Here is a 25,014-nt window from a genome sequence, read left to right on the forward strand (position 1 = left end):
GCGCAGATCGCCATGCTGAACAAGCAGCACGCGGAGAGGGAAGAGCAGCAGAAAACCGCGCTTGATGCGCTGACCAAAAAGAACGCCGAGCTGAACGCCGCCGCCGCAACCGCGCAGAAAGAATATGATGTTTCAGTCGCTGCTTTAAACGATAAAAATAAAAAATTACAGTCTACGATCGATAGCCTGGCCATCAAGCAAAGTGATTTAAGCCTTGCGGATAAAAGTCATAAAAATGCTTATGCGCTCGGCGTTTTCTACCTTACCCAGGCGCTATCCGATGTGAATAAAATGGCCGACAATAATGTCAAGCTGGCGCCTTCAGCGTTGGTTTCCGGGTTTAACGACGCTTATAATAAAAAAATTAAAATTAAAGAAAATGAAATAGAAAATATCGTTAACATGCTTAACGAACAGCTATCGTCTAAGTACGTCGATATTGAAAAAAGAATCATGGCTAAAATCAAAAACAAGAAATATGAGATTTTGCCTAATGGTGTCTATTTTGTGGTTGATAAAAAAGGAAAGGAGTCGTACAAGTCGAATGAGACTTTGTCTATGAATATCCTTGAGAAGAAGCTTGATGGTACGCCGATACTCAATACGATGAATTCAAAGATGGTTTACGATAAGCAAATCGATCCGCTAATGGCCAAAGTACTATCATCCGGATTAAAAGGCGGAACGGTCACGCTATATGGACAGGCCGGCTCGCTGTATAGCAGCACGCCAGCGGACCTGAACCCGGATACCTTAATCTCCATTACCTTCGAACTCATTCCCTGAGCGATCAATAGCGGCTCCCCGCCGACTTGCGTATCCACAAAGCCATCGCCCGCATACCAGGGGAGCAGTCAGATGTCCGGGACGGACATCACGCCTGTAACTATCGCCTGGCGGGCAATCGCGCTTTCAATCGATCGCTTCCGGCAGCAGTCAATCCAGCAGCATGGGGTTTGACTCAAAGGCGGTGACGCCTGAGGCCTCTCCGGCGTAATGCGCCGCGTCGTCATACGGGGCGAGGTGTGAAAAGCAGCATATTACCATTCTCAACGAGTATGAAGACGGAACTGCGACTCTACCTCTGTTGCTTTCCCAATGAATCTCAACTTGATATCTGCCAGATATTATTTGTGAATTTTATATTAATCTTGCCAGTCATTAATTATAACCATATTTATGCCCAGAGCCGGGCGACTTACAGCCTGTAAACCATAAAAATAATTTATTTCACACTTCGCTATTCGCGATTTTTTCAGTGTCAGGAGTGATCTTTATTTCCGCTGCACATTGATTTGCATCAATCAACTCCATCTATTCAGATATGAATTTAATTCATATTCCTCTGCCAGGTATACACTCAGCCTTTATTGTAAGCAAAAGGTTGTTATTACATGCCAGCTTTGTTTGTCTGATGCGTTTCATTTTTACATTTGCCTTAAAATGTCTGAGGAAAGTCTTATAATGGACTTTGGGGCCGGCAGGTTGATATTTTTTGGCGCTTTGCTCTACTATATCCTGGTCATCACACGCCGTTATCTTTAACACATTATTCCTCACGGGAAGGGACCGCTATGGCTGATACGTTCCAGAATGAGGTGCCCAGGGCACGCATTTTCAGAAAAGAGTTCGAAAAAATCCTGAAAGACCCGGCGCTGACGCAGGAATTACGCGACGAAATCAGCGCGCTGGCCCCGAAATAAACGGCGTGCGTTATTTAATGGATTAACCGGGAATATGCTGGACGCGCAGGTGGCTGATTCCGTGGCCCGAACGGCGCTGGCAGCCGGCCCCGCGCTGACCGGAGAGGAGATGTACTGATGGCCAATGTTTATACTCTGATTTCAGTCTGTCAGGCCGCTGCTGATGCGCTGGCGGTACAAACGCAACAACGTCTGCTGTTGTGGAACAACTGGCTGCAGCCGCTGTCAGCCGATAAACCCGCGGGGGACGATCCCGGCTACGATGATGATTTCCAGCTGATGCGCGAAGAGGTGAACAAGATCACCGGTGCGGATAGCGATCTGATTTGTAGGTTGGCCGAAAAACTGCTCACCACCGTGACCAAAGATATTCGCGTTGCCTCATATTACGCGTGGGCGCGGCTGCACCGGGATGGCGAAAGCGGTCTGGCGGACGGACTGGAACTGCTGGCCGGGCTGATGCAGGGTTTTGGCGAGCAGCTGCACCCGCTGCGGGAGCGCAGCCGAAGGGCCGCATTTGACTGGCTCGCCGGACAGCGGATGCTTGACAGCCTGTCGCTGTACCCCGAGGCCGGCAGTACTGATGCCTTGCGTATCAGCGGCGCATTATTGCTGATGGAGCAGGCGCAGGAGGGGACTGTCCCCGATGCGCTGTGCGGCGTCCTCGAGACCCGTCTGTTGAAGTCGGGCGGCCCGGATGCCGTCGTGCCGCAGAACGTCAGCGATGTTTCGCCCTCTCAGGCAAACAACTATACGCCGGCGCTGAGCCCTATCACCTCCGGCCAGGAACTGCTGACGCAGGCGCGTATCCTGGCGAAATATCTCGGTGACCAGCCGGAGGGCTGGCTGGCCGCTCATCATCTGATGAAAAGCATCCGCCACGACACGCTATATCAACTGCCGCCGCTATCAGCAGAAGGCAGAACCCGTATTGAACCGCCGAAGCCGGACCAGCGGGCATTGCTGAAGCGGTTGTATCTCCAGCAGAGCTGGACGGAGCTGCTGGAACAGGCTGACGGGATGTTTTCTCGTGGGGCGAATCATCTGTGGCTGGACCTGCAGTGGTATATCCACCAGGCTCTGCTGAAGGCAGGGCGGGAAGCGGAAGCCGCTATTATTCAGAACGACCTGAAAGGGCTGCTGTCCCGGCTGACGGGGCTGGAAGGGCTGGCATTTAACGACGGCACGCCGTTTGCCGATGAGGTCACGCTGAACTGGATACAACAGCAGGTGCTGGAGAACGCCGCAGGCTGGCGGGATGATACTGCCGCCAGCGCCGCTACCGCATCCGGCGATGACGATATTCTGCTGCTGGAGCCGGAGGCCCTCGCGGTTGCCGACAGCGACGGCCCGGAGGCGGCGCTGGCCTGGCTGCAGAACCGCCCGGGTATCACCAGCGTGCGCAGCCGCTGGCTGCTGCGCCTGCTGATGGCGCGTATCGCCGAGCAGACCGGCAAAAATGAGCTGGCGCAACACCTGCTGGCGGAACTGGGCGCGGATGCTGCCGGAATCCCGCTGGCACAATGGGAGACAGGTCTGCTGTTCGAAGTCAAAGCCCGCCACCTCAGGCTGCTACGCATGAAGGCCGGGCGCAGTGAAACCGACAAAAACCGCCTGCAGTCTGCTATGGACCGCCTGCTTGCCGAGCTGATTGCCATCGATCCCGCCCGCGCCGCAGTGCTGTGCGCTTAATCTGTTTACGAAAAATAAGGTGGCGGGAGCGGCGATGAAAAAAAGAGAATGCGGCTTCAGCGCATATCTCACAACGTATTAAAAGTTAACGGGGACGATAACGTGTCGGCCAGAGAACGTTTTTTTAAGAAAGTGCAGCAGAACTCCGATAGCACACCGCCCGGCAATAAATCCGCTGAGGCGGAAATTCAGGCATTCCGCCGCCGGATGGATGCGCTGGTGCAGCAAATCAGCCAATGGTTTGCGGGTTCCGGCATTGAGGTCATTCTATCAACAAAGCATATTCATGATCTGAGCACGATCGGCTATAGCCTGAACAGCGGTATATGCCGTTATGACATCACCACACTCCGGCTACAGAACGGCGATCGTCACGTCAGCATAGTACCTGAACAGCTCTGTCGAGGTGTGGAAACGGGCTGCATGACAATGCGGGTTAATGCCCCCGGAATCACTCAGCTGTTTTACCTGAGCATGGCGCCGGAAACGGGCTGGTTTATCCGCCGCGAACATCAGAGCGAAAAAGAGAATGTCATCATGACGGAAGAGCTCTTTTTCCATGCCGTTGATTGCCTTGCCTGAATAGTCGCGGCGGTTTCTCATATTGTGCAGGCAACCGTTGCCTGACCTATTACAGATATTCGGGCTGTCTGCTCTGAAGGCTTCATGCTTGTGCTTTCAGCCGCAATGAGCCTCTTAATGAGTTTTACCATTTTAGGACCCGCGTTTTTTGGCTCTTTCTCCTGGAGCCCAAAAAGGCACCACAAGGCTGCGGTCCTCAGTCATTCCCGCCAGACCGATACAGACACAAAAAAGCCCGCAGGGCTTGCGCCGTGCGGGCTTTCAGGACTTCATCGGATGACTCTGGTAATCACCGATGGAGAATTTTGGTGGAGCTGGCGGGAGTTGAACCCGCGTCCGAAATTCCTACATCCTCGGTACTACATGCTTAGTCTGTCTTTACATTCGCCTGGCACCTGCGGACGGACACGCCACTACCAGACTAGCCTGATTAGTTTTAACGCTTCAACCCCAGGCAGGGCTTCCACGCGATCTCTTTTGGGTTTGACCTCTCTTTGATCCCCGTCTTAAGAGCGGAAGCTAGGGAGAGAGGGCTCAGAGCAGGTTATTAAGCTGCTAAAGCGTAGTTTTCGTCGTTTGCGACTATTTTTTTGCGGCTTTTTACGAGGCCAACCGCCCCTCGGCATGCACCTTGGGTTTCGCAAATCCCGTCGAATCCAGAATCAGCCCCAATGTGTACGGTGAGTATAACAGATTTATGAATGTGCTTACCAGTCCTCGTTTTGAGGATTATGGCGTCAGGTTGGGTGAAAAATCAGCATCAACAACGATATAGCATCAGGGCCAGCAAAACTGACCCTGACAGGAAGGGGAATTAACGACCGGCGTGTTTCATAATTCGGGCTTTATCTACCGCCCACTCGCGGTCTTTGATATCGGTACGTTTGTCGTGCTGTTTTTTACCTTTTGCTACGCCGATTTTGACTTTGCACCAGGCATTCTTCCAGTACAGCGAAAGAGCAACCACGGTGTAACCTTCGCGGTTGATGCGCCCGTAAAGGGTATCCAGTTCGCGCTGGTTGAGCAGAAGCTTACGGGTACGCGTCGGGTCGCAAACGTAATGAGTGGAAGCAACGGCCATTGGCGTAAAGTTGGCGCCAAACAGATAGGCTTCGCCATCTTTTAAAATGACATAGCTATCGCCAATGTTGGCTTTACCTGCGCGGAGAGATTTTACTTCCCATCCCTGCAGGGCAAGACCAGCCTCGTATTCATCTTCGATAAAGTATTCATGACGAGCGCGTTTATTCAGCGCAATGGTGGCTGATCCAGGTTTGTGGGCTTTTTTCTTAGTCATAGTATCCTGAAGTCATCGTCTTAAAACAGTCGTACCTCAATCTTCCCGCGAGGCGTAATGGGCTATCTTAGCACGAGTTGCGGTACAGCGTTTTTTTTAGCAGCAGATAAATGATATTATTTACACCGTGTTTATATGTGGAACCTGCTATGCCTCAGATTAGCCGTACCGCCCTGGTGCCGTTCAGTGCGGAACAGATGTACCAACTGGTAAATGATGTGAAGTCCTACCCTGATTTTCTGCCGGGCTGCACCGGTAGCCGGGTTCTGGAGCTCGGTCCGACGCAAATGACCGCGGCGGTTGACGTCTCCAAAGCGGGTATCAGCAAGACCTTCACAACGCGAAATACGCTGACCAGTAACCAAAGTATTCTGATGAGTCTGGTCGATGGTCCGTTCAAAAAGCTGATTGGCGGCTGGAAGTTTATTCCCTTAAGCCCGGAAGCGTGCAAAATTGAGTTCCATCTCGATTTTGAATTCACTAATAAGCTGATTGAAATGGCCTTTGGTCGCATTTTCAAAGAGCTGGCCATGAATATGGTGCAGGCGTTCACGACCCGCGCTAAAGAGGTCTACAGTGTCGGCTAAAATCGTGGTTGAAGTGGCCTACGCATTGCCGGAAAAGCAGTATCTGCAAAGCGTTAAGCTGGAGGAGGGCGCGACGGTCGAGCAGGCGATCGTGGCCAGCGGCCTTCTGGCGCTGCGTGATGATATCGATCTGACGAAGAACAAAGTGGGGATTTATAGCCGCCCGGCTAAGCTTCACGATCGGGTCCACGATGGCGATCGGGTAGAAATCTATCGGCCGCTGATTGCTGACCCAAAAGAGCTGCGTCGCCAGCGGGCAGAGAAAAGCGCCGGAAAGTAACCGTTTCGCGCGAAGATGCAGATATAAAAAAAGCGCTCATTGAGCGCTTTTTGCGTATTGATAGCTTTACTCCGCCGTCAGGGCAGGTTTGTTATCAATGTTGGTCAGCACACCGCTGCTGTTGAAGGTCAGGGTAAGCGTCTGCTGGGTAACTTTCTCATGCCCAGGCTGCTGACGGAAAACGTAGAACCAGGTATTGGTGCCAAACGGATCCGACATCATCGGGGTACCAAGAGCATAGGCAACCTGTTGTTGCGTCATGCCGACGCGGATTTTTGCTACATCGGTTGGTGCCAGATAGTTACCCTGGTTGATGTCAGGACGGTAAACCACTCGTTCCAGAGTGGAACAGCCTGCGGTCAACATAAGAAGAACCGCTGCGGCAGCAGTCAGCATTTTACAGCGCATAGTGATTTGATTCCTTTTTGGGCCCGAGCAGTACGTGGCTCATCTGTAATATGCCGATGATAATAGACCTTTGCCCGGTTGGGAACCTTCGGCTGCAGGTCTGTCGGCAATTTGCTGTTCACTATGACTCTGTGAAAATCAAAAAGTTTACGCGGCGAGCAACTCTTTCGCGTTTGCCAGGGTGTTACGAGTGACTTCACTACCGCCCAGCAGTCGGGCCAGTTCCTGCAAACGAGCGCGTTTATCCAGAGGGTGCATATGCGTCTCGGTCATTTCACCGTCGGTTTCCTTGCAGACGAAGAAATGGTGATGTCCGCAACCGGCAACCTGCGGTAAGTGGGTAACGCACATCACCTGGGTTGATTCACCCAATTGACGCAGCAGCTTACCGACGACCGCCGCCGTAGGGCCGCTGATGCCGACGTCCACTTCATCGAAAATCAGCGCCGGAGTTTCCATCTTACGCGCGGTGATGACCTGAATCGCCAGCGCAATACGAGACAGCTCGCCGCCGGAGGCAACTTTAGCAATCGGCTGCAGCGGTTGACCCGGGTTAGTGGTGACGCGGAATTCGATATGGTCTGCGCCTTCAGCCGTAAGATGGCGCTCATCAAACGCGACATCAATGGAGAACACCCCATGCGGCATCGAAAGTGAGTGCATACTCTCCGTAATGAGCTGAGTCAGCTCATCGGCGCTATTTTGGCGTAAGGCATGCAGCTGTTTCGCTGTATCCAGCGCCAGCTGATGATGCTCCACAACCCTCTGGCTGAGTGATTCCAGAGAACCCGCGCTATCATCCAGCATACGCTGTTCTTCCAGCAGTGACTGGTAAAGGTCAGGAAGCTCTTCGGGCGTAATTTGATGCTTCCGCGCGAGGGCAATTTGCCGGGAGATACGCTGTTCCAGCTCAAACAGGCGGTTCGGATCGAGATCGAGTCGGTCATGATAATGGCGCAGTTCGTCCGTGGCTTCGCTAAGCTGAATAGACGCTTCTTCGAGCATATCGAGTACCCCGGAGAGCTTACTGTCCATACCAACCAGCTCGCTGACCAGCTGCTTCGCGGCGTAGAGTTGGCTTTGCAGGTTGGATTCTTCGCCGTCTGCCAGCACCGTCAGCGCATGCTGGCAGGTAGTCAGCAGCTGACCGCTGTTAGCAAGGCGTTTGTACTCTTCATCAATTTGCTCAAATTCGCCCGCCAGCGGGTTGAACTCATTTAGCTCTTTTAATTGATATTGCAGCAGGTCTGCACGCGCTGCGCGCTCCTGGTTTTGCTGCTGATGCTGCGCCAGATCGCGACAGCTTTTATGCCACTGACGATAGCGCTCTGCCATGAGCTGAGTAAGCGCATACTCACCGGTATAGCCATCAAGCAGCGTTTTCTGGTGTTCGGGTTTAGTCAGTAACTGGTGGGCATGTTGGCCGTGGATCTGGATTAGCAGCTGACCGAGCTCACGAAGCTGGGATAAAGGGACTGCCGTACCGTTAATAAACCCGCGAGAACGGCCGTCTGCGCTGATGACGCGACGAAGTAAACACTCACGCCCGCTTTCAAGCTGGTTCTGTTCCAGCCAGCGCTGCGCGGCAGGCGTGTCCTTCAGGGAGAAACGGGCGCACAAATCAGCCCGGCTGGCGCCTCTGCGCACCATGTCGGCTTCCGCCCGACCACCGAGGCACAGCCCCAGCGCGTCGATAGCGATCGATTTACCGGCGCCGGTCTCGCCGGTAATGGCGGTCATCCCGCTGTGAAAATCGATTTCCAGCTCACGAACGATAGCAAAATGACTGATAGTGAGTTGTGCCAACATAGCTGCCTTCCTGTATGAAAAACCATTACTGTGTTTTCGTACAGTATAATATGGTTTTTTATCCAGTAAAGGGGCTGGCTATAAAATCAGAACAATTTTTTCGACCAGCCAAGCTTGGTGCTTAATGTATTGAAATAGCTGTAATCTTTTGGATGAATGAGATTGAGGTGATAGTCACAGCGGCGGATCAGCACATCTTCACCATCCTGAATCGGCAGCGCTATCTGGCTATCGCAGCTAATCTCGAGGTCGCTACAGCGTTGAGAAAAGCGCAGGCGAATCGTGCTGTCACCGTTGATCACCAGCGGGCGTGCCGACAGCGTATGCGGGAACATGGGGACCAGAGTGATAGCATCCAGCGAAGGCGTGAGGATCGGCCCGCCGGCGGAGAGGGAATAAGCCGTGGAGCCGGTTGGCGTGGAGATAATCAGGCCATCGGAGCGCTGAGAGAAAGCAAACACCTCATCAATGTAGACTTCAAACTCGATCATATGCGCCACTTTGCCAGGGTGCAGGACGACTTCGTTAATCGCCGTGCTGATGCGCTTCTGGCAATCCTGCTGACATACCTGCGCTTCCAGCAGGAAGCGTTTTTCGGCGATATAGTGGCCTTCGAGGACATCGGCGAGCTGCTGTAGCGCGTTATCCGGGTCGAGGTCGGTCAGAAAACCGAGGTTACCGCGGTTAATCCCAATAACGTTAATGTCGTAGCGGGCCAGCGTCCGCGCTGCGCCGAGCATATTGCCATCACCGCCCACCACGACGGCCAGGTCTGCCTGCTGGCCGATTTCCGCCAGCGTCCCGGTCTTCACATTGCTGAGCTGCAGTTCATGAGCAATTTGCTGCTCAACCAGCACTTCATAACCTTTGCCGGACAGCCAGCGCCAGAGCATTTCATGTGTGGTCAGCGCGGTTGGGTGACGAGGGTGTCCCACAATGCCTATACACTTGAAGTGGTTCTTCATGATCTGGATGTCCTTGCGTTAAATGAATAGTGACAATCTGGCTGCGTTCCCTTGAAACCAGGAAACTGATCCCCATAATAAGCGAAGTTAGCGAGATGAATGCGAAAAAAAACGCGGAGAAATTCATGAGTAGTAAAGAACAGAAAACGCCTGAGGGGCAAGCCCCGGAAGAAATTATCACGGAGCAGCACGACGACGTTGAGGCGGTAGAGCCTGAGGTTTCGGCTGAGCAGGTGGATCCGCGCGATGAAAAAATTGCGAATCTGGAAGCTCAGCTTGCTGAAGCGCAGAAGCGCGAACGTGAAGTATTGCTGCGTGCGAAAGCCGATGAAGATAACCTGCGCCGCCGCACCGAGCTGGATATCGAAAAAGCGCATAAGTTTGCGCTGGAGAAGTTCGTTAACGAGCTGCTGCCGGTCATCGACAGCCTGGATCGCGCGCTGGAAGTCGCTGATAAAGCTAACCCGGATATGGCGCCGATGGTTGAAGGCATCGAACTGACGCTGAAGTCCATGCTCGACGTGGTGCGCAAGTTCGGCGTGGAAGTGATTGGCGATACTAACGTGCCGCTGGATCCGAACGTACATCAGGCCATTGCGATGGTTGAGTCTGAAGACGTTGCGGCAGGTAACGTTCTGGGCGTGATGCAAAAGGGTTATACCCTGAACGGCCGTACTATTCGCGCGGCGATGGTCACCGTGGCGAAAGCGAAGTAAATAAGCGAAACGGCTACCGCGAGGTAGCCGTTTTTCTATTCCCCTCAGCCAGGTCCCAGGGTTGCTATGACTCGGCCACGCTTTCGCGAATGGGTTTTACCGGCATCACTTTCACCCTTTTAATCATATTCTCCTGAACATCAAGAATATCAATGTCATACTGTTCGATGCGTACGCGGGTGCCCGGGGCGGGGATCTCTTCAAGTGCTTCCAGGATAATACCGTTAATGGTTCGCGCTTCATCTTCCGGCAGATGCCAGTTAAAAGCCTTGTTGATTTCACGTACGTTGGCGGTACCGTCGATAATCACTGAACCATCGTTAAGCGGCGTCACCTCTTCAGCAAGCGTAGGCGACATTGACGTCGTAAAATCGCCAACGATCTCTTCGAGGATATCCTCAACCGTGACCAGACCCTGAATGTCTCCATATTCATCAACAACCAGGCCCACTTTCTTCTTATTGCGCTGGAATTTCACCAGTTGCGTACTGAGCGGCGTACCTTCCGGCACGAAGTAAATTTCATCGGCGGCGCGCAGCATGACTTCTTTCGTGAACTCTTTTTTCTCCGTCATCAGGCGATAAGCTTCGCGAACCCGCAGCATGCTGATGGCATCGTCCAGCGTGTCGCGGTACAGCACAATGCGTCCGTGCGGAGAGTGGGTCAGCTGGCGGACAATGGATTTCCAGTCATCGTTAATATTGATACCGACAATATCGTTGCGCGGGACCATGATGTCGTCAACGCTGACTTTCTCGAGGTCCAGAACGGAGAGCAGCATGTCCTGATTGCGGCGGGAGATTTGCGAGCGTGATTCATTAACGATAGTGCGCAGTTCATCCTTGCTTAAGGCCCCGCTCACGACGATATCGGTTTTTATACCCATCATGCGCATCAGAATGCGAGTAATGGTGTTGAGCAACCACACCAGCGGCATCATCAGGATTTGCAGCGGCGCAAGCAGCAGGCTGCTGGGATAGGCGACCTTTTCCGGGTAGAGCGCGGCAATGGTTTTTGGCAGCACTTCGGCAAACACCAGCACCACAAACGTCAGGACGCCGGTGGCAATGGCGACGCCGGCATCCCCGTACAGGCGCATACCGACAATGGTGCCCAGCGCCGAGGCAAGAATGTTGACGAGGTTATTGCCAATAAGGACCAGACTAATGAGACGGTCAGGTTTGCGCAGCAGCTTTTCGACACGTTTTGCCTGACGATTGCCCTGCTTGGCCATATGACGCAGGCGATAGCGGTTCAGCGTCATCATGCCGGTTTCAGAACCGGAGAAATAGGCGGAGATGACCACCATGACGATCAGCGTCACGATCAGCGTGGTGGTGGAGATATGTTCCACTTGGGATTCCTTAAAGACTTAGCTCATGAACTGTTGCAATACGCGGCTACCAAAGTAGGCCAGCGTCAGCAGCCCCGCGCCAGTCACGTTAAACCAGACGACCCGGCGTCCGCGCCACCCTTCATGATAGTGGCCCCAAAGCAGGACGATATAAACGAACCACGCAACGATAGACAGCACTGCTTTATCAATGTTTTCCGCACTAAACAGGTTGTGCATGTAAAACAGCCCGGTACACAGCGTCAGGGTTAACAGAACCACGCCTATCTGGGTGATATGAAACATTTTACGTTCAATGCTCATCAGCGGCGGCATTTCGCTACTGAAGGTCAACTTTTTATTCTTCAGCTGATAGTCAATCCACGCCAGCTGCAGCGCGTAAAGCGCAGCGATAATCAGCGTAGCATAAGAGAAGAGCGACAGGCCGATATGGACCAGCATCCCCGGCGTGGTTTCCAGATGCGTGATGTACTCGTTCGGCATAAAGGTAGCGAACGCGAGGTTGATTAAGGCGAAGGTGTAGACAATGGGTAGCAATAGCCAGCCGCGATTACGCGAGGCGACGATGGTCATCACCGTACAGATCATCAGGCTAACCAGCGATCCCACGTTTAATAGACTGAGATTTTGCCCGCTTTCGCCGCCGGGAAAAATGCGTGACTCCAGCGCGAAGGCGTGACAAATCAACGCAATAGTTGCGGAAAGAATCGCCATCCGCCGCCAGCTGCTGTTTTTTTGCAGCAGGCCAGGGACGATCAGCGCGAGGCTGATGGAGTAGGCGACAAGGGCGAGTAGAGCAAAAACAGGCATAGGGGTGTCGACTGTTGACTAAATAGTAAAGAGAAGCAGTATAGCGTCACGCGACTCTGGCTCCAACCGTTGCAGCACATTCGCGTTTATGTCGTGTTATACTGCGCCCATTCCGTTTTTGTGTCGCTGCGGCGACCGACCGTTTCCACCTCAGGCGAGAGACAATGTTTGATAATTTAACCGATCGTTTGTCGCGTACGCTGCGCAACATTAGCGGCCGCGGACGCCTTACTGAAGACAATATTAAAGATACCCTGCGCGAAGTGCGTATGGCGCTGCTGGAGGCGGACGTTGCTCTGCCTGTGGTACGTGATTTCATCAACCGCGTAAAAGAAAGCGCGGTAGGTCATGAAGTCAACAAAAGCCTGACCCCGGGCCAGGAGTTCGTCAAAATCGTGCGCAACGAACTGGTTGCCGCGATGGGCGAAGAGAACCAGGCGCTGGATTTAGCGGCGCAGCCGCCAGCCGTGGTGCTGATGGCCGGTTTGCAGGGGGCGGGTAAAACCACCAGCGTCGCTAAGCTGGGTAAATTCCTGCGTGAAAAGCACAAGAAGAAAGTCCTTGTCGTTTCCGCTGACGTCTATCGCCCTGCGGCGATCAAACAGCTGGAAACGCTGGCCGAGCAGGTTAGCGTTGATTTCTTCCCGTCTGACGTGGGTCAGAAGCCGGTTGATATCGTTAATGCCGCGCTGAAAGAAGCGAAGCTCAAATTCTACGACGTGCTGCTGGTGGATACCGCCGGTCGTCTGCACGTTGATGAAGCGATGATGGATGAGATTAAGCAGGTCCATGCGTCTCTCAATCCAGTAGAAACCCTGTTTGTTGTCGATGCGATGACCGGCCAGGATGCGGCGAACACGGCGAAAGCCTTTAACGAAGCTCTGCCGCTGACCGGGGTTGTGCTGACCAAAGTGGACGGCGACGCCCGCGGCGGTGCGGCGCTGTCGATTCGTCATATCACCGGCAAGCCGATTAAGTTCCTCGGCGTTGGCGAGAAAACCGAAGCGCTGGAGCCGTTCCATCCGGATCGTATCGCTTCCCGTATTCTCGGCATGGGCGACGTCCTGTCGTTGATCGAAGATATCGAAAGTAAGGTCGACCGCGCGCAGGCTGAAAAGCTGGCCTCTAAGCTGAAAAAAGGCGACGGTTTTGACCTGACCGATTTCCTTGAACAGCTGCGGCAGATGAAAAACATGGGCGGTATGGCCAGCCTGATGGGCAAGCTGCCGGGCATGGGGCAGATACCGGACAACGTTAAATCGCAGATGGATGATAAAGTTCTGGTGCGTATGGAAGCCATCATCAACTCGATGACGCTGAAAGAGCGCGCTAAACCGGAAATTATTAAAGGTTCGCGCAAGCGCCGCATCGCCGCAGGCTGCGGAATGCAGGTGCAGGATGTGAACCGTCTGCTCAAGCAGTTTGACGATATGCAGCGCATGATGAAGAAGATGAAGTCGAAAGGCGGCATGATGAAGATGATGCGCGGAATGAAAGGAATGATGCCGCCAGGGTTCCCCGGAGGCCGATAGGCTGGTCGCCATTTCTGCCGGGGCGCGCTTCTTTTCTGACACATGGTTGGCGCATTCTGGCTATGACTTATACTCCGGTACCCAATTTAAGGGTGCCGGAGTCGCCCTTCCACAGCAGAGTTTATAACTGCTGATTGCAATTTCCCCAGAAATCAGTAAAATTTTCGGGCTTTTAATATGACACCGGGCTCCGTTCCTCGATGGGGCCCGGTGTTTTATTCACACAAGAGGATGTTATGGTTACTATTCGTTTAGCACGTCACGGCGCGAAAAAGCGTCCGTTCTACCAGGTTGTTGTTACCGACAGCCGTAATGCACGCAACGGTCGCTTCATCGAGCGCGTTGGTTTCTTCAACCCGATCGCTTCTGCGACCGAAGAAGGAACTCGTCTGGATCTGGATCGTATCGCTCACTGGGTTGGCCTGGGCGCTACTGTTTCCGATCGCGTAGCTGCGCTGATCAAAGCCGCTAACAAAGCAGCTTAATCTGTCACGGTGGTCATGATGAGCAAGCAACACACCGCACAAGCACCTGTTGAACCGATTGTATTGGGCAAGATGGGTTCTTCCTACGGTATCCGTGGTTGGCTCAGAGTGTTTTCCTCCACCGAAGACGCCGAAAGCATTTTTGACTATCAGCCCTGGTTTATCCAGAAGGCGGGTCAGTGGCAGGTTGTTGAGCTGGAAAGCTGGCGCCACCACAATCAGGATATCGTCATTAAGCTGAAAGGCATTGACGATCGCGATGCAGCGAATCTGTTGACTAATTGCGAAATTGTCGTGGATTCATCGCAGCTGCCTGCGCTTGAAGAGGGTGACTACTACTGGAAAGACCTGATGGGCTGCCAGGTAGTGACCACGGAAGGCTATAGCCTCGGCAAAGTCATCGACATGATGGAAACCGGGTCTAATGACGTTCTCGTCATCAAGGCAAACCTGAAAGATGCATTTGGTATCAAGGAGCGGCTGGTTCCGTTCCTCGATGGGCAGGTTATCAAGAAAGTCGATCTCGCTACTCGTACCATCGAAGTAGACTGGGATCCTGGTTTTTAAATTCTCCGAATAAACGGTAAAAAACGGCACTATGGGGATTGGCTTGTGTTTATAGGTATCGTTAGCCTGTTTCCTGAAATGTTCCGCGCAATTACCGATTACGGGGTAACTGGCCGGGCAGTAAAAAATGGCCTGCTGAGCATCCAGAGCTGGAGTCCTCGCGATTTCGCTCATGACCGGCACCGTACCGTGGACGATCGTCCTTACGGCGGCGGACCGGGGATGTTAATGATGGTGCAACCTTTACGGGATGCCATTCATGCAGCAAAAGCCGCGGCAGGTGAAGGCGCAAAGGTGATTTATCTTTCACCTCAGGGACGCAAGCTTGATCAAGCGGGCGTCAGCGAACTGGCAACAAATCAGAAGCTGATTTTGGTGTGCGGTCGCTATGAAGGCGTAGATGAGCGCGTAATTCAGACCGAGATTGATGAAGAATGGTCAATTGGCGATTACGTTCTCAGCGGTGGTGAGCTACCGGCAATGACGCTGATTGACTCCGTTTCCCGGTTTATTCCGGGGGTGCTGGGTCATGAAGCTTCAGCAATCGAAGATTCGTTTGCTGAAGGATTGCTGGATTGCCCGCACTATACGCGTCCTGAAGTGTTAGAAGGTATGGAAGTACCGCCGGTATTGCTGTCGGGAAACCATGCTGAGATACGTCGCTGGCGTCTGAAGCAGTCGCTGGGCCGTACCTGGCTTAGAAGACCTGAACTTTTGGAAAACCTGGCTCTGACTGAAGAGCAAGCAAGGTTGCTGGCAGAGTTCAAAAAGGAACTCGCGCAACAGCAACATAAACATGATGGGATGGCGTAAGCCCCCAATATCAGTTTACCCAGGATAAGAGATTAAATTATGAGCAACATTATTAAGCAACTTGAACAAGAACAGATGAAGCAGGACGTACCTTCCTTCCGTCCGGGTGATACCGTGGAAGTGAAAGTATGGGTTGTTGAAGGTTCCAAAAAACGTCTGCAGGCATTCGAGGGCGTGGTTATCGCTATTCGTAACCGCGGTCTGCACTCTGCATTCACTGTTCGCAAAATTTCCAACGGCGAAGGCGTTGAGCGTGTCTTCCAGACTCACTCTCCGGTAGTTGACAGCATTTCTGTCAAACGTCGTGGTGCTGTGCGTAAAGCTAAACTGTACTACCTGCGTGAGCGTACCGGTAAGTCTGCTCGTATCAAAGAGCGTCTTAACTAAGATTCGCTTTCGCGACATCCTGAATGAGAGGGCTGGCCTGATGGGCCGGCCCTTTTTTTATCTTTATTTTAACCATTCCATTGCGAATCATTTACAATACGCCCCTCATGGGGAGGGACGGTGGTCAGCAATATTTTTCATCACTCAGCATTACAACGGCGGGCCGTATGGCTGGCGCTGTTTGCGATCCTGCTGATCGTGGTGGCGCCGTTGATCTCCATCGCCCTGCAAAAAGATCCGATGAATGGCATGCATCACGCAATGATGGGGATGCCGGAAGGTATGCCATCACATCAGATGTCCATGACGCATACCGATGCCTCGATGCCGGAACACGCGCACAGGGTGCCGCTCGATCATGCTGAAGCCTGTGGCTACTGCGTACTGTTAGCTCATGTTCCGGGCCTGATTTTCGCGCTGGTGCTGCTGCTCAGCCTGATGCTTCGACGCCAGCGAGCCCCGGTTTCCCCCCCGGAGAGGAAACGCTGGCATGACTTTACCTGGCTTTATCCCCACACCCGCGCGCCACCGCGTCCGTCTGCTTTCTTCCTTACATAAAAAATAATGTGCGCACTGCGCAACGTTCTCTTTTGCTTTAAAAAAGGAAAAGTATGACTACCTGCACCTCGCGCGCGGCATGGCTGAACCTGCTGCGTCGTCTTCATTTCTATATCGGATTGTTTATCGGGCCGTTTATTTTTGTGGCGGCCCTGACCGGTACGCTATATGTCGCCACCCCTCAGCTGGAAAACTGGCTCTATCGTGATGCTCTGTACGGTACGTTGACTGGGGAAAAACAGCCGCTAAGCGCGCAAATTACCGTAGCGACGGAGGCCATTCAGGGAAACCTCCGCCTGCATGCGGTTCGACCGGGGATAGTGGCTGGCGATACGACCCGAGTGATGTTTATTGACCCGACCCTTGGCGAGTCGGAAACGCGGGCAATTTTTGTCGATCCGGTGACGCTACGGGTGACAGGCGATATGCCGGTTTATGGCACCAGCGGTATTTTGCCCCTGCGTCAGTGGATTGATTATGCCCATCGCTCTTTGCTGCTGGGTAACTTCGGCCGACTGTACAGCGAGCTGGCAGCCTCCTGGATGTGGGTTGCCGCTCTGGGCGGGATCGCGCTGTGGTCGATGACCCGGCCGCGTCGTCGTATAAATAACAGCGTGCAGAATAACCGTCGCCTGCACGTTTCTCTCGGCTGGGTGCTGCTGGTCGGTATGTTGTTATTCTCTGCGACCGGTTTAACCTGGTCGCAATGGGCCGGTAGTCACGTCGATAGGATGCGTGCCGCCTTTGGCTGGCTGACGCCGCAGGTGAATACCCAGCTGGAAAGTGCCGCTCCGGCCGCTCACGATCCGCATGCCGAACATCATGTGGGACATGGAGCGATGGGGGAGATGACGGCGCAGTTACGCGTAGAGGATTTTGACCCGGTTCTGCTGGCTGCCCGCGCGGCGGGGCTGAATGCCGGCAAGCTGGAGATTCGACCGCCGTCGGGTGCCGGGCGCGCGTGGACGGTAAATGAAATCGACAGAAGCTGGCCAACCCGGGTTGATGCTGTCGCGATCGATGGTGCAACGATGCAAATCGTGGACCGCACTCATTTTTCCGACTTTCCGCTCATGGCTAAGCTGACCCGCTGGGGCGTTGATTTCCATATGGGAATTTTGTTCGGTCTTGCTAACCAGCTACTGCTTATCGCGTTCGGAACCGCACTCTGCGTGATGATAGCGGTGGGGTACCGGCTGTGGTGGATCCGTCGCCCGGCGCGCGCGGCGTTTAACCCGGCCAATACGTTGATACAGGCGTGGTTTGGCTTAGCGTGGCCTGCTCGTTTGCTGACTGCCGTTATTGCGGTGTTGTTGGGCCTGGCGCTGCCGCTCATAGGAAGCAGCCTCGCGCTATGTCTCGCCGTTGATTATCTGCGCTGGCGCTCAGCAACGGCGGTGATAGCGGCTAAATCAGTCTAATAGGTGTTTAAGGCGTGCTGATAACCACCGTGACGCGGCGGTTTTCAGCGCGCCCTTTCGCGGTATCGTTGCTGGCTATAGGATACTTTTTCCCGAGTCCGCGAGTGGTCAAGTTTGCGCGCGGAATATTCGCCCCTTCGGCCCAGGCATCCGCCACGCTGTTAGCTCGCTTAAGCGATAGCATTTCGTTGTAGCTGTCTTCGCCGTAATTATCAGTATGACCTTCAAGGCGACTATGGGTAATTCCGGTGCTCGCCAGACGTGAAGCCATTGTGCGAATTTGCTGTTTGCTTTCGGCACGCAGATGATAGTCGTTTTTATCAAACAGGATGGTATCAGATATTCCTAATAACCAGTCGCCGTTGGTTTCAGTAAAGCCATATGACTTCATCGCTGCAATTTGTTCTGCCGAGAATTTTCCTTGCGGAGCCTGGCAGCCGCTAAGAAAAAGTGCGGCCAGTAAAGCAGGAGCAAAATATTTTCCGATCATGGTGATTCCTTTTATTTTTGCGTTTGCTGTAAGCGCTGGTGTTTCATCCGATACATATTTTGATCGGCAAGCTCTTGCAGATTTTCCGCTGAGGTATGTTCCCAGGTTAGAGCGTAACCAATGCTCAGTGACAGGCTGGCGGTGTGGCCATTGTGTAGATTAAACGGCGGGATAAACTGTTCGGACAACGCGCTGCACAGTGCCCGAACTTCGGTTTCTGAATGAACATCCCGTAGCAGAATGGCAAATTCATCGCCGCCGAGACGCCATGCCTGATGCTGTTTACCGACAAAGGCCATCAGGCGGCTCGCGACCTCAATTAACACTTTATCGCCGGCTGCGTGGCCCCAGTTGTCGTTAATAAGCTTGAAGTTATCGCCATCAAGAAATAACAGCGCAGAATGACTTTGGGCGGTTTCATCCTTCATCAGATCATTAATGACATTCCGGAAAGCCGCTCTGTTAGCCAGCCCGGTTAGCGGGTCGTGTAATGAACTGCGCAGGAGCTGGGCGTTTTTAGCCTGAAGCTGCCGCTGCCAGTCCTCCATTTCACCCAGCAGGCTATTGAAGTCCTGGGCGAACAGGTGGAATTCTTCAATGCGCTCTTCGGGCACCCGGCGGGAGAAATGGCGATTTTCGCGGATGTCATGTACCACCTCGGTAATGCTCTGTAACGCAGCCACAATGCCGCGATGCAGCGAATGGGTAAGGAGCAAGGCGATGCAGGAAGCCAGAAAAATGCTGCCGGTGAGCACAATAATAGAGATACCAAGAAAATAGCTTATCAATCTGTCCAGCGCGGTCAGACGGAGTTCACCGATAATTTTTCCCTGGTGCAGGATAGTTTGCACCGTGGGTTTCGGGAAGAGCCATTTGCTGATGACGTCGCTGATTTTATCCTGACTGACCAGACCATCGTTATGCCATGAGGCGAAGGGTCTTTGCCGGCCATCGACCAGAATTGCTTGAGAAAATTGCCCCTGTCTGCCCAGCGTGGCCAGCGTGTCTTCAGCCGCTGCGCTATCGCCAAAAACGAGCGCTGCTTCCAGGCTACGGCCCATGGTGGCGGCGGTAAGTTCCAGGTTTTTTTGGGCGTATTGCTTGAGTGTAAAGATGGAAGCGGTGCAGAGTAACAGCCAGACCAGTGTCATAGAGATCACCACGCTTATCATGCTGATACGGCGCAGCGCTCTTTTAAATGTGGGGCGCGGGGCCTGAGAAAAATCCTTATTCATGTGATGTTTTCCGGGCAAGCATCAGCACCTCGGGATTAACCCGAACGCCGCTGTGCGTCAGTACATCCAGATTTACGGAAAATCTGACTCTCTCATTGTTGATGAGCAGGCAAAAAGCGCTGCCAATAGAGCAATCGGTGTTTTGTTCCGCAATAAGTAATAGGGGCCGGTTTCCATATTTGGCCGTAAATTCAGACTGTTGGGTCGGCGATTCACTGCCAAAATAAAAACCATCGCAGGTCGTCTGTAAGGCTTCTTGTGTATTACGAACGATCACGGGTTTATAAGGCAATATTTCCGGAGCGTCTTCGGCCAGGCTATGGATATATCGTGATGTTGAAAAAATACAGAGCCTTGGAGGACCGGATAATTGCGGCCAGCGAGTATAAGTCACGATCCCCGAAACGATTGTCCGAACATTTTCAGACGGTCCGGAAGCAACAGCAGAGATACCCACGAGTGATAGTACTAAAGTCAAAAAGAGACGGTGAAGAACAGTCATTACGGTTCCGTCAGATTGTCATAGCGTGGGGGATGCAGATTGCTGAAACCCGGGCGAAGAATAGCATTGTTGAGGAAAATCGTCATTAGCCAGCCTCGCCGCTTTGAGATAATTCTTACCAGGATTTTTCGTAAAAGAAATTCGTGTAAGCAGGGAAAAACTGGCGTTTAATGACTCACTGTAAATAATTTGATACGCATTGAATGAAATACAGCGCGATTTAATTTCTATGTGTAAAGTAAAATTTACGGAATATGGATTGAAATCTTTACTTTGTGTGGTATCGTTACGTCATCCTCGCTGAGGCAATAACTATCGCAAACGAGCTATACAGGATCGCAATCATGCAAAAAGACGCGCTGAACAACGTACACATTACCGACGAACAGGTTTTGATCACTCCGGATCAGTTGAAGGCTGAATTCCCTCTGAGCGTTGAGCAGGAGGCGCAGATCGCGCAGTCTCGCCAGACTATCTCCAACATCATCGCCGGCCGCGATCCGCGTCTGCTGGTGGTATGTGGCCCTTGTTCGATCCACGATCCTGAAACCGCCATTGAGTACGCTCGCCGTTTTAAAGCCCTTGCCGAAGAGGTCAGCGATAGCCTCTATCTGGTCATGCGCGTCTATTTTGAAAAACCCCGCACCACCGTTGGCTGGAAAGGGCTGATTAACGATCCGCATATGGATGGTTCGTTTGATGTGGAAGGCGGCCTGAAGATTGCGCGCCGTCTGCTGGTTGAACTGGTCAATATGGGGCTACCGTTGGCGACGGAAGCGTTAGATCCCAACAGTCCTCAGTATCTCGGCGATCTGTTTAGCTGGTCTGCTATCGGCGCGCGTACGACCGAATCCCAGACTCACCGGGAGATGGCTTCTGGCCTGTCGATGCCGGTAGGGTTTAAAAACGGCACCGATGGCAGCCTTGCCACGGCAATTAACGCAATGCGCGCTGCCGCGATGCCGCACCGTTTCGTCGGCATCAACCAGGCCGGACAGGTGTGCCTGCTGCAAACGCAGGGCAACCCGAACGGTCACGTCATTTTGCGCGGCGGGAAAGCGCCAAACTACGGCCCGGAAGATGTTGCGAAGTGTGAAAAAGAGATGACTCAGGCGGGACTGAAGCCCTCTCTGATGGTAGATTGCAGCCATGGGAATTCTAATAAAGACTACCGCCGTCAGCCTGCGGTTGCGGAATCCGTGGTCGCGCAGATTAAAGATGGTAACCGTTCCATTATTGGTCTGATGATTGAGAGCAATATCCACGAAGGTAACCAGTCCTCTGAGCAGCCGCGTTGCGATATGAAATACGGCGTCTCAGTGACCGATGCCTGCATTAGTTGGGAAACCACCGATGCGCTGCTCCGCGAACTTGATAAGGATCTGCGAGGCCATCTGGCGGCTCGTCTGGCGTAAGAGGATGATATGGTTGCTGAACTGACCGCATTACGCGATCAAATTGATGAAGTCGATAAGGCGCTGCTGGAACTGCTGGCTAAGCGCCTGGAGCTGGTAGCGGAAGTCGGAGAGGTTAAAAGCCAATACGGCCTGCCCATTTACGTTCCTGAACGTGAATCGGCGATGCTGGCGTCCCGGCGCGAGGAGGCTGCTGCGCTTGGGGTCCCGCCGGATCTTATCGAAGATGTTTTGCGTCGCGTCATGCGGGAGTCTTATTCCAGCGAAAACGATAAAGGTTTTAAAACGCTTTATCCGAACCTGCGTCCGGTCGTGATTGTTGGCGGCGGCGGGCAAATGGGGCGTCTGTTTGAGAAAATGCTGACGCTTTCCGGATATCGGGTTCGTATCCTTGAAAAAGACGACTGGTCGCGGGCGGAAGAGATTGTCGCCGATGCCGGTATGGTTATCGTCAGCGTGCCGATTCATATCACGGCGGCAACGATTGCTCAGCTGCCAGCGCTGCCGGCGGACTGCATCCTGGTCGATTTGGCCTCGGTGAAAGCGGAACCGCTGCAGGCGATGCTGGCCGCGCATAAAGGTCCGGTATTGGGGTTACACCCCATGTTTGGGCCGGACAGCGGCAGCCTGGCGAAGCAGGTGGTGGTGTACTGCGATGGCCGTCAGCCCGAAGCGTATCAGTGGTTCCTGGAGCAAATTCAGGTCTGGGGCGCGCGGCTCCATCGTATCAGCGCCGTCGAGCACGATCAGAATATGGCCTTTATTCAGGCGTTGCGCCACTTTGCGACCTTCGCTTACGGCCTGCACCTGGCCGAAGAGAACGTGCGTCTTGAGCAACTTCTGGCGCTGTCGTCGCCTATTTATCGTCTGGAACTGGCGATGGTTGGCCGGCTGTTTGCCCAGGATCCGCAGCTCTATGCTGACATTATTATGTCCTCGGAAAATAATCTGGCGCTGATTAAGCGATACTACCAGCGCTTCGGTGAAGCTATCGGCCTGCTGGAGCAGGGGGATAAACAGGCGTTCATCGATAGCTTCCGTAAGGTTGAGCACTGGTTCGGTGACTATGCCCAGCGCTTCCAGAGCGAAAGCCGGACGTTGCTGCGCCAGGCAAATGATAATCGGCAGTAAGTCGTCAAACACGTATACAATAAAGCCAGAGGGGTGACCCGCTGGCTTTTTTTATAGGGATGAAAACGATGGCTGAACCGCAACCGCTGTTTGATTACACCGGGCATTTACCGGAATGTCCGACCTGGAGCGAAGCCGAACAGGCATTGTACTGGGCCGATATTATGGAATGCGAGATTCATCGCTACGACGTGCAGACGGGTGAACATCAGGTTCTGCAATTTCCCGAGGAGCCCGGCTGTTTTGCCCTGCGCGAGAAGGGCGGTTTTATCGTCGCTTTACGCAGCGCTATCTGGCTCACTGATGCGCATGGTCTTCTACAGCGCAAAGTCTGCGATAACCCCAGCAATCCGCAATTAGCGCGCTTTAATGATGGTGGAACCGATCGCGATGGCCGCTTTTATGCCGGGACTTTCTGGGGGCCGGGAGATTTTAACGGCGCGCTCTTAGTGCGCATCGATAACGATCTCTCCCCGCAGGTTATCCAGTGCGACATTCACGGCGCTAACGGTCTGGCGTTTAGCGAAGACAAACGTTGGATGTATACCTCGGATACGCCAAATGCCGTTATCTATCGAACACCTCTCGATGAGCGGGGCGAGGCGGGTAAACGTGAGGTCTTCCTGCGCTTTCAGCCGGGAGAGGGGATTCCAGACGGCGCGGCCATCGATGCTGAAGGTTGCTACTGGAGCGCGATGTTTGACGGCTGGCGTATTGCGCGCTTCTCGCCGACGGGCGAGCAGCTGGAGGAGCATCGTCTACCGGTGCGTTGCCCGACGATGGTCTGTTTTGGCGGAGCGGATATGAAGACGCTCTACATTACCACCACGCGGGAGAATATGGATGCCGACGAAGTGGCGAAATATCCGCTTTCCGGCGCGATCTTCACCCTGCCAGTTGCCGTGGCAGGGATGAAGAAATTGCCGTTTATAGAACGTTAAACCGGGTCGACCGGTACCACGTTTTCGCTGGCATAGCAGCCCAGCACTTTCATTGAACGCGTTATCTCGGCCAGCTCTTTTAATGCCTTGCGCATTGGCAGTGATTCCAGGTTGGCCTGGATATCCAGATAAAACATCTCTTCCCACGGATTACCGTGAATGGGGCGTGATTCCAGCTTGGTCATGATCAGATTATGGTTTCGCAGCACCAGCAGCGCTTCAACCAGGGCCCCGGCTTGCTGGCCGGTGGCCATCAACAGCGTGGTTTTCGCGGGGACCTGATCGGAGACTTCCACCGCTTTACGCGCCAGAACCAGGAAGCGGGTGATGTTTTGCGTCTGGTTCGCCTGACAATGTTCCAGGACCTGTAAACCGTGCAGCGCTCCGCCTGCTTCACTGCCCAGGGCGGCAACGGTCGGCGATTTAGCCTGAGCGACTTTTTCCATCGCTGAGGAGGTGCTGTCGGTATATTCAATGTTCCAGTGCGGATAGCGGCTCAGATACTGGCTGCACTGCTGAAACGGCTGCGGATGGCTGTAGACCGTCGTAATCTGTTGCGCATCGGTGGACGTTGAGACCAGCACGCAGTGATCGATAGGCAGCGTCAGCTCGCCCACGATGGATAAGCTGGTGTGCTGCAGAAGATCGTAAACATCATTGATGCCGCCGGAACTGGTATTTTCAATAGGAACGACGGCATAGTCAGCCTGGCCGGTCTCCACTTGCTCAAAGATATCGGCGAACTTCGCGCAGCCGCTTTCGATAAACTGTTCAAAGTGGCGGGCGGCATACTGACGAGCCGCAAGGTGCGAATATGAACCTTTAGGTCCGAGGAATGCCACCCGCGCGGAGTGCGGATTAATTTTATTCAGGTGCTGTTGCAGCAGCGTTTGTTGGGTAAGGACCGAGTCTTCAATGATCAGCTGGAACAGGCGCGTGATGTAATGGGCATCAAGATGGTGTTTTTTCCCCAGCGTCATCAGGCGTTCCAGCAGGTCCCGCTCGCGGTCGATATCCCGCACCGGCCGGTGCGATGCCAGCTTGGCTTTGCCGACCTCGACGGCCAGGCCGCGGCGCTCAGCCAGCAGCGCAAGCAGTTTCTCATCCAGAGCGCTGATCTTATCGCGTAGGGCCAGTAATGGGTTTTCCTCGGTCATATGTGTTGCCTTTCTTGTTATTGATTATCAATAAAAAAGGCCTCCCGTTTGGGAGGCCTTGTTGTTCGTCTTCGCATTCTTTATCACACGACGAATTGCCTCCCATTCAGGGGAAGGTAAAAAAGAATGCGAAGAAAAACGGGATCAGTTTCACGATGAATTCCTTGAGTTAGTGGG

At 53.4% G+C, this 25,014-nt stretch carries 27 protein-coding genes, 1 other RNA gene, 1 pseudogene and 1 other annotated feature; of the genes and pseudogenes, 17 read left to right on the forward strand and 12 right to left on the reverse strand.

Translation table 11 applies throughout. From position 1 onward, the window contains the following. The 4 genes and pseudogenes from ACESQ2_RS14225 to ACESQ2_RS14240 all read left to right on the forward strand — a co-directional run. On the forward strand, window positions 1-786 hold a 786-nt coding region (locus ACESQ2_RS14225), incomplete at its 5' end, for an FKBP-type peptidyl-prolyl cis-trans isomerase N-terminal domain-containing protein (RefSeq protein WP_373170730.1). A gap of 830 nt (window positions 787-1,616) precedes the next feature. Continuing rightward, a pseudogene (locus tag ACESQ2_RS14230) lies at window positions 1,617-1,703 on the forward strand (type VI secretion system contractile sheath small subunit); the annotation flags it as partial. A gap of 117 nt (window positions 1,704-1,820) precedes the next feature. After that, a complete protein-coding gene (gene tssA / locus ACESQ2_RS14235; RefSeq protein WP_224260699.1) occupies window positions 1,821-3,395 on the forward strand; it encodes a type VI secretion system protein TssA in 1,575 nt (524 codons plus the stop codon). 102 nt (window positions 3,396-3,497) lie between these two features. Next, window positions 3,498-3,977, forward strand: a complete 480-nt coding sequence (locus ACESQ2_RS14240; RefSeq protein WP_025107320.1) for a hypothetical protein — start codon at window positions 3,498-3,500, stop codon at window positions 3,975-3,977. Window positions 3,978-4,283: 306 nt separating this feature from the next. Here the strand turns inward: ACESQ2_RS14240 and ssrA are convergent. Further along, window positions 4,284-4,647, reverse strand: a transfer-messenger RNA (tmRNA) gene (gene ssrA, locus ACESQ2_RS14245). 144 nt (window positions 4,648-4,791) lie between these two features. Beyond that, window positions 4,792-5,274 (reverse strand): SsrA-binding protein SmpB, encoded by a 483-nt coding sequence (gene smpB / locus ACESQ2_RS14250; RefSeq protein WP_004104655.1) that lies wholly within the window; start codon window positions 5,272-5,274, stop codon window positions 4,792-4,794. Between the two features lie 149 nt (window positions 5,275-5,423). Here smpB and ACESQ2_RS14255 point away from each other — a divergent pair, with 149 nt between their 5' ends. Together ACESQ2_RS14255 and ACESQ2_RS14260 are read left to right on the forward strand one after the other, a co-directional pair. Further along, window positions 5,424-5,861, forward strand: a complete 438-nt coding sequence (locus ACESQ2_RS14255; protein WP_004123817.1) for a type II toxin-antitoxin system RatA family toxin — start codon at window positions 5,424-5,426, stop codon at window positions 5,859-5,861. Next, window positions 5,851-6,141, forward strand: coding sequence for an RnfH family protein (locus ACESQ2_RS14260; protein ID WP_025107350.1), 291 nt, complete (start codon window positions 5,851-5,853; stop codon window positions 6,139-6,141). Before ACESQ2_RS14255 ends, ACESQ2_RS14260 begins: the two co-directional genes overlap by 11 nt. 66 nt (window positions 6,142-6,207) lie before the next feature. Here ACESQ2_RS14260 and bamE read toward each other — a convergent pair whose 3' ends face one another. The 3 genes from bamE to nadK all read right to left on the reverse strand — a co-directional run bounded on the left by bamE (window position 6,208) and on the right by nadK (window position 9,323). After that, window positions 6,208-6,549: an outer membrane protein assembly factor BamE gene (gene bamE, locus ACESQ2_RS14265; RefSeq protein ID WP_004123807.1), complete on the reverse strand. Its 342-nt coding sequence runs from the start codon at window positions 6,547-6,549 to the stop codon at window positions 6,208-6,210. A 147-nt stretch (window positions 6,550-6,696) separates the two neighbouring features. Continuing rightward, window positions 6,697-8,358: a DNA repair protein RecN gene (gene recN / locus ACESQ2_RS14270; RefSeq protein ID WP_348852109.1), complete on the reverse strand. Its 1,662-nt coding sequence runs from the start codon at window positions 8,356-8,358 to the stop codon at window positions 6,697-6,699. A gap of 86 nt (window positions 8,359-8,444) precedes the next feature. Beyond that, window positions 8,445-9,323, reverse strand: a complete 879-nt coding sequence (nadK, locus tag ACESQ2_RS14275; RefSeq protein WP_004123797.1) for an NAD(+) kinase — start codon at window positions 9,321-9,323, stop codon at window positions 8,445-8,447. A gap of 125 nt (window positions 9,324-9,448) precedes the next feature. Between nadK and grpE the strand changes: the two genes are divergently transcribed. Continuing rightward, window positions 9,449-10,039, forward strand: a complete 591-nt coding sequence (gene grpE, locus ACESQ2_RS14280) for a nucleotide exchange factor GrpE (protein ID WP_004853330.1) — start codon at window positions 9,449-9,451, stop codon at window positions 10,037-10,039. A gap of 64 nt (window positions 10,040-10,103) precedes the next feature. On the opposite strand, the gene ACESQ2_RS14285 is transcribed toward grpE, so the two are convergent. Together ACESQ2_RS14285 and ACESQ2_RS14290 are read right to left on the reverse strand one after the other, a co-directional pair. Continuing rightward, a complete protein-coding gene (locus ACESQ2_RS14285) occupies window positions 10,104-11,393 on the reverse strand; it encodes an HlyC/CorC family transporter (RefSeq protein ID WP_014839241.1) in 1,290 nt (429 codons plus the stop codon). An 18-nt stretch (window positions 11,394-11,411) separates the two neighbouring features. Next, complete coding sequence (locus ACESQ2_RS14290; protein WP_004853326.1) at window positions 11,412-12,203, reverse strand: inner membrane protein YpjD; 792 nt, start codon at window positions 12,201-12,203, stop codon at window positions 11,412-11,414. Between the two features lie 164 nt (window positions 12,204-12,367). On the opposite strand from ACESQ2_RS14290, the gene ffh reads away from it, so the two are divergent. The 7 genes from ffh to ACESQ2_RS14325 all read left to right on the forward strand — a co-directional run bounded on the left by ffh (window position 12,368) and on the right by ACESQ2_RS14325 (window position 17,966). Beyond that, on the forward strand, window positions 12,368-13,735 hold the full coding sequence (ffh, locus tag ACESQ2_RS14295) for a signal recognition particle protein (protein WP_004123779.1): 1,368 nt from the start codon (window positions 12,368-12,370) through the stop codon (window positions 13,733-13,735). A 236-nt stretch (window positions 13,736-13,971) separates the two neighbouring features. After that, entirely contained in the window at window positions 13,972-14,220 is a 249-nt protein-coding gene (gene rpsP / locus ACESQ2_RS14300; protein ID WP_004123777.1) for a 30S ribosomal protein S16, read from the forward strand. A gap of 18 nt (window positions 14,221-14,238) precedes the next feature. Next, the gene (gene rimM, locus ACESQ2_RS14305) at window positions 14,239-14,787 is read left to right on the forward strand and encodes a ribosome maturation factor RimM (RefSeq protein ID WP_014226441.1); all 549 of its coding nucleotides are present in this window, start codon (window positions 14,239-14,241) and stop codon (window positions 14,785-14,787) included. A 45-nt stretch (window positions 14,788-14,832) separates the two neighbouring features. Then, window positions 14,833-15,600 (forward strand): tRNA (guanosine(37)-N1)-methyltransferase TrmD, encoded by a 768-nt coding sequence (gene trmD / locus ACESQ2_RS14310; RefSeq protein WP_004104636.1) that lies wholly within the window; start codon window positions 14,833-14,835, stop codon window positions 15,598-15,600. A gap of 39 nt (window positions 15,601-15,639) precedes the next feature. Beyond that, a complete protein-coding gene (gene rplS, locus ACESQ2_RS14315; RefSeq protein WP_004104634.1) occupies window positions 15,640-15,987 on the forward strand; it encodes a 50S ribosomal protein L19 in 348 nt (115 codons plus the stop codon). Window positions 15,988-16,107: 120 nt separating this feature from the next. Beyond that, the gene (locus ACESQ2_RS14320; protein ID WP_368763159.1) at window positions 16,108-16,545 is read left to right on the forward strand and encodes a DUF2946 domain-containing protein; all 438 of its coding nucleotides are present in this window, start codon (window positions 16,108-16,110) and stop codon (window positions 16,543-16,545) included. 53 nt (window positions 16,546-16,598) lie between these two features. Then, window positions 16,599-17,966: a PepSY domain-containing protein gene (locus ACESQ2_RS14325; protein ID WP_049070039.1), complete on the forward strand. Its 1,368-nt coding sequence runs from the start codon at window positions 16,599-16,601 to the stop codon at window positions 17,964-17,966. A 7-nt stretch (window positions 17,967-17,973) separates the two neighbouring features. Here ACESQ2_RS14325 and ACESQ2_RS14330 read toward each other — a convergent pair whose 3' ends face one another. From ACESQ2_RS14330 to ACESQ2_RS14340, 3 genes are read right to left on the reverse strand one after another with little or no spacing between them, the layout of a single operon-like run. Beyond that, window positions 17,974-18,456 (reverse strand): OmpA family protein, encoded by a 483-nt coding sequence (locus ACESQ2_RS14330; RefSeq protein WP_014226437.1) that lies wholly within the window; start codon window positions 18,454-18,456, stop codon window positions 17,974-17,976. 11 nt (window positions 18,457-18,467) lie between these two features. Next, window positions 18,468-19,691: a diguanylate cyclase DgcN gene (gene dgcN, locus ACESQ2_RS14335; protein WP_049070040.1), complete on the reverse strand. Its 1,224-nt coding sequence runs from the start codon at window positions 19,689-19,691 to the stop codon at window positions 18,468-18,470. Further along, on the reverse strand, window positions 19,684-20,193 hold the full coding sequence (locus ACESQ2_RS14340) for a YfiR family protein (protein WP_004853313.1): 510 nt from the start codon (window positions 20,191-20,193) through the stop codon (window positions 19,684-19,686). Before ACESQ2_RS14340 ends, dgcN begins: the two co-directional genes overlap by 8 nt. A 344-nt stretch (window positions 20,194-20,537) precedes the next feature. On the opposite strand from ACESQ2_RS14340, the gene aroF reads away from it, so the two are divergent. From aroF to ACESQ2_RS14355, 3 genes are all read left to right on the forward strand, one after another. Beyond that, window positions 20,538-21,608 carry a 3-deoxy-7-phosphoheptulonate synthase AroF gene (gene aroF / locus ACESQ2_RS14345; RefSeq protein ID WP_014226435.1) on the forward strand — a complete coding sequence of 357 codons (1,071 nt, stop codon included), beginning with the start codon at window positions 20,538-20,540 and terminating at the stop codon, window positions 21,606-21,608. Between the two features lie 9 nt (window positions 21,609-21,617). Continuing rightward, entirely contained in the window at window positions 21,618-22,739 is a 1,122-nt protein-coding gene (tyrA, locus tag ACESQ2_RS14350; protein ID WP_049070041.1) for a bifunctional chorismate mutase/prephenate dehydrogenase, read from the forward strand. Window positions 22,740-22,807: 68 nt separating this feature from the next. Further along, complete coding sequence (locus tag ACESQ2_RS14355) at window positions 22,808-23,680, forward strand: SMP-30/gluconolactonase/LRE family protein (RefSeq protein WP_049070043.1); 873 nt, start codon at window positions 22,808-22,810, stop codon at window positions 23,678-23,680. On the opposite strand, the gene pheA is transcribed toward ACESQ2_RS14355, so the two are convergent. Beyond that, on the reverse strand, window positions 23,677-24,837 hold the full coding sequence (gene pheA, locus ACESQ2_RS14360; protein ID WP_004853306.1) for a bifunctional chorismate mutase/prephenate dehydratase: 1,161 nt from the start codon (window positions 24,835-24,837) through the stop codon (window positions 23,677-23,679). The genes ACESQ2_RS14355 and pheA overlap by 4 nt on opposite strands. A gap of 30 nt (window positions 24,838-24,867) precedes the next feature. Further along, window positions 24,868-24,992, reverse strand: a sequence feature (Phe leader region). Beyond that, window positions 24,944-24,991, reverse strand: coding sequence for a pheA operon leader peptide PheL (gene pheL, locus ACESQ2_RS14365; RefSeq protein WP_101706155.1), 48 nt, complete (start codon window positions 24,989-24,991; stop codon window positions 24,944-24,946). It overlaps the preceding feature by 48 nt. Window positions 24,993-25,014: the final 22 nt, after the last annotated feature.

Source organism: Klebsiella sp. Q11 (assembly GCF_964241505.1).
In the GTDB taxonomy this organism is placed as follows: domain Bacteria; phylum Pseudomonadota; class Gammaproteobacteria; order Enterobacterales; family Enterobacteriaceae; genus Klebsiella; species Klebsiella michiganensis.

Excerpts from the sequence above, each read along its gene's own strand:
- tssA (WP_224260699.1), top strand. The coding sequence starts at position 1,821 with ATGGCCAATGTTTATACTCTGATTTCAGTCTGTCAGGCCGCTGCTGAT.
- smpB (WP_004104655.1), bottom strand. The coding sequence starts at position 5,274 with ATGACTAAGAAAAAAGCCCACAAACCTGGATCAGCCACCATTGCGCTG.
- ACESQ2_RS14255 (WP_004123817.1), top strand. The coding sequence starts at position 5,424 with ATGCCTCAGATTAGCCGTACCGCCCTGGTGCCGTTCAGTGCGGAACAG.
- bamE (WP_004123807.1), bottom strand. The coding sequence starts at position 6,549 with ATGCGCTGTAAAATGCTGACTGCTGCCGCAGCGGTTCTTCTTATGTTG.
- recN (WP_348852109.1), bottom strand. The coding sequence starts at position 8,358 with ATGTTGGCACAACTCACTATCAGTCATTTTGCTATCGTTCGTGAGCTG.
- nadK (WP_004123797.1), bottom strand. The coding sequence starts at position 9,323 with ATGAAGAACCACTTCAAGTGTATAGGCATTGTGGGACACCCTCGTCAC.
- grpE (WP_004853330.1), top strand. The coding sequence starts at position 9,449 with ATGAGTAGTAAAGAACAGAAAACGCCTGAGGGGCAAGCCCCGGAAGAA.
- ACESQ2_RS14290 (WP_004853326.1), bottom strand. The coding sequence starts at position 12,203 with ATGCCTGTTTTTGCTCTACTCGCCCTTGTCGCCTACTCCATCAGCCTC.
- ffh (WP_004123779.1), top strand. The coding sequence starts at position 12,368 with ATGTTTGATAATTTAACCGATCGTTTGTCGCGTACGCTGCGCAACATT.
- rpsP (WP_004123777.1), top strand. The coding sequence starts at position 13,972 with ATGGTTACTATTCGTTTAGCACGTCACGGCGCGAAAAAGCGTCCGTTC.
- rimM (WP_014226441.1), top strand. The coding sequence starts at position 14,239 with ATGAGCAAGCAACACACCGCACAAGCACCTGTTGAACCGATTGTATTG.
- rplS (WP_004104634.1), top strand. The coding sequence starts at position 15,640 with ATGAGCAACATTATTAAGCAACTTGAACAAGAACAGATGAAGCAGGAC.
- ACESQ2_RS14325 (WP_049070039.1), top strand. The coding sequence starts at position 16,599 with ATGACTACCTGCACCTCGCGCGCGGCATGGCTGAACCTGCTGCGTCGT.
- ACESQ2_RS14330 (WP_014226437.1), bottom strand. The coding sequence starts at position 18,456 with ATGATCGGAAAATATTTTGCTCCTGCTTTACTGGCCGCACTTTTTCTT.
- dgcN (WP_049070040.1), bottom strand. The coding sequence starts at position 19,691 with ATGAATAAGGATTTTTCTCAGGCCCCGCGCCCCACATTTAAAAGAGCG.
- ACESQ2_RS14340 (WP_004853313.1), bottom strand. The coding sequence starts at position 20,193 with ATGACTGTTCTTCACCGTCTCTTTTTGACTTTAGTACTATCACTCGTG.
- aroF (WP_014226435.1), top strand. The coding sequence starts at position 20,538 with ATGCAAAAAGACGCGCTGAACAACGTACACATTACCGACGAACAGGTT.
- tyrA (WP_049070041.1), top strand. The coding sequence starts at position 21,618 with ATGGTTGCTGAACTGACCGCATTACGCGATCAAATTGATGAAGTCGAT.
- ACESQ2_RS14355 (WP_049070043.1), top strand. The coding sequence starts at position 22,808 with ATGGCTGAACCGCAACCGCTGTTTGATTACACCGGGCATTTACCGGAA.
- pheA (WP_004853306.1), bottom strand. The coding sequence starts at position 24,837 with ATGACCGAGGAAAACCCATTACTGGCCCTACGCGATAAGATCAGCGCT.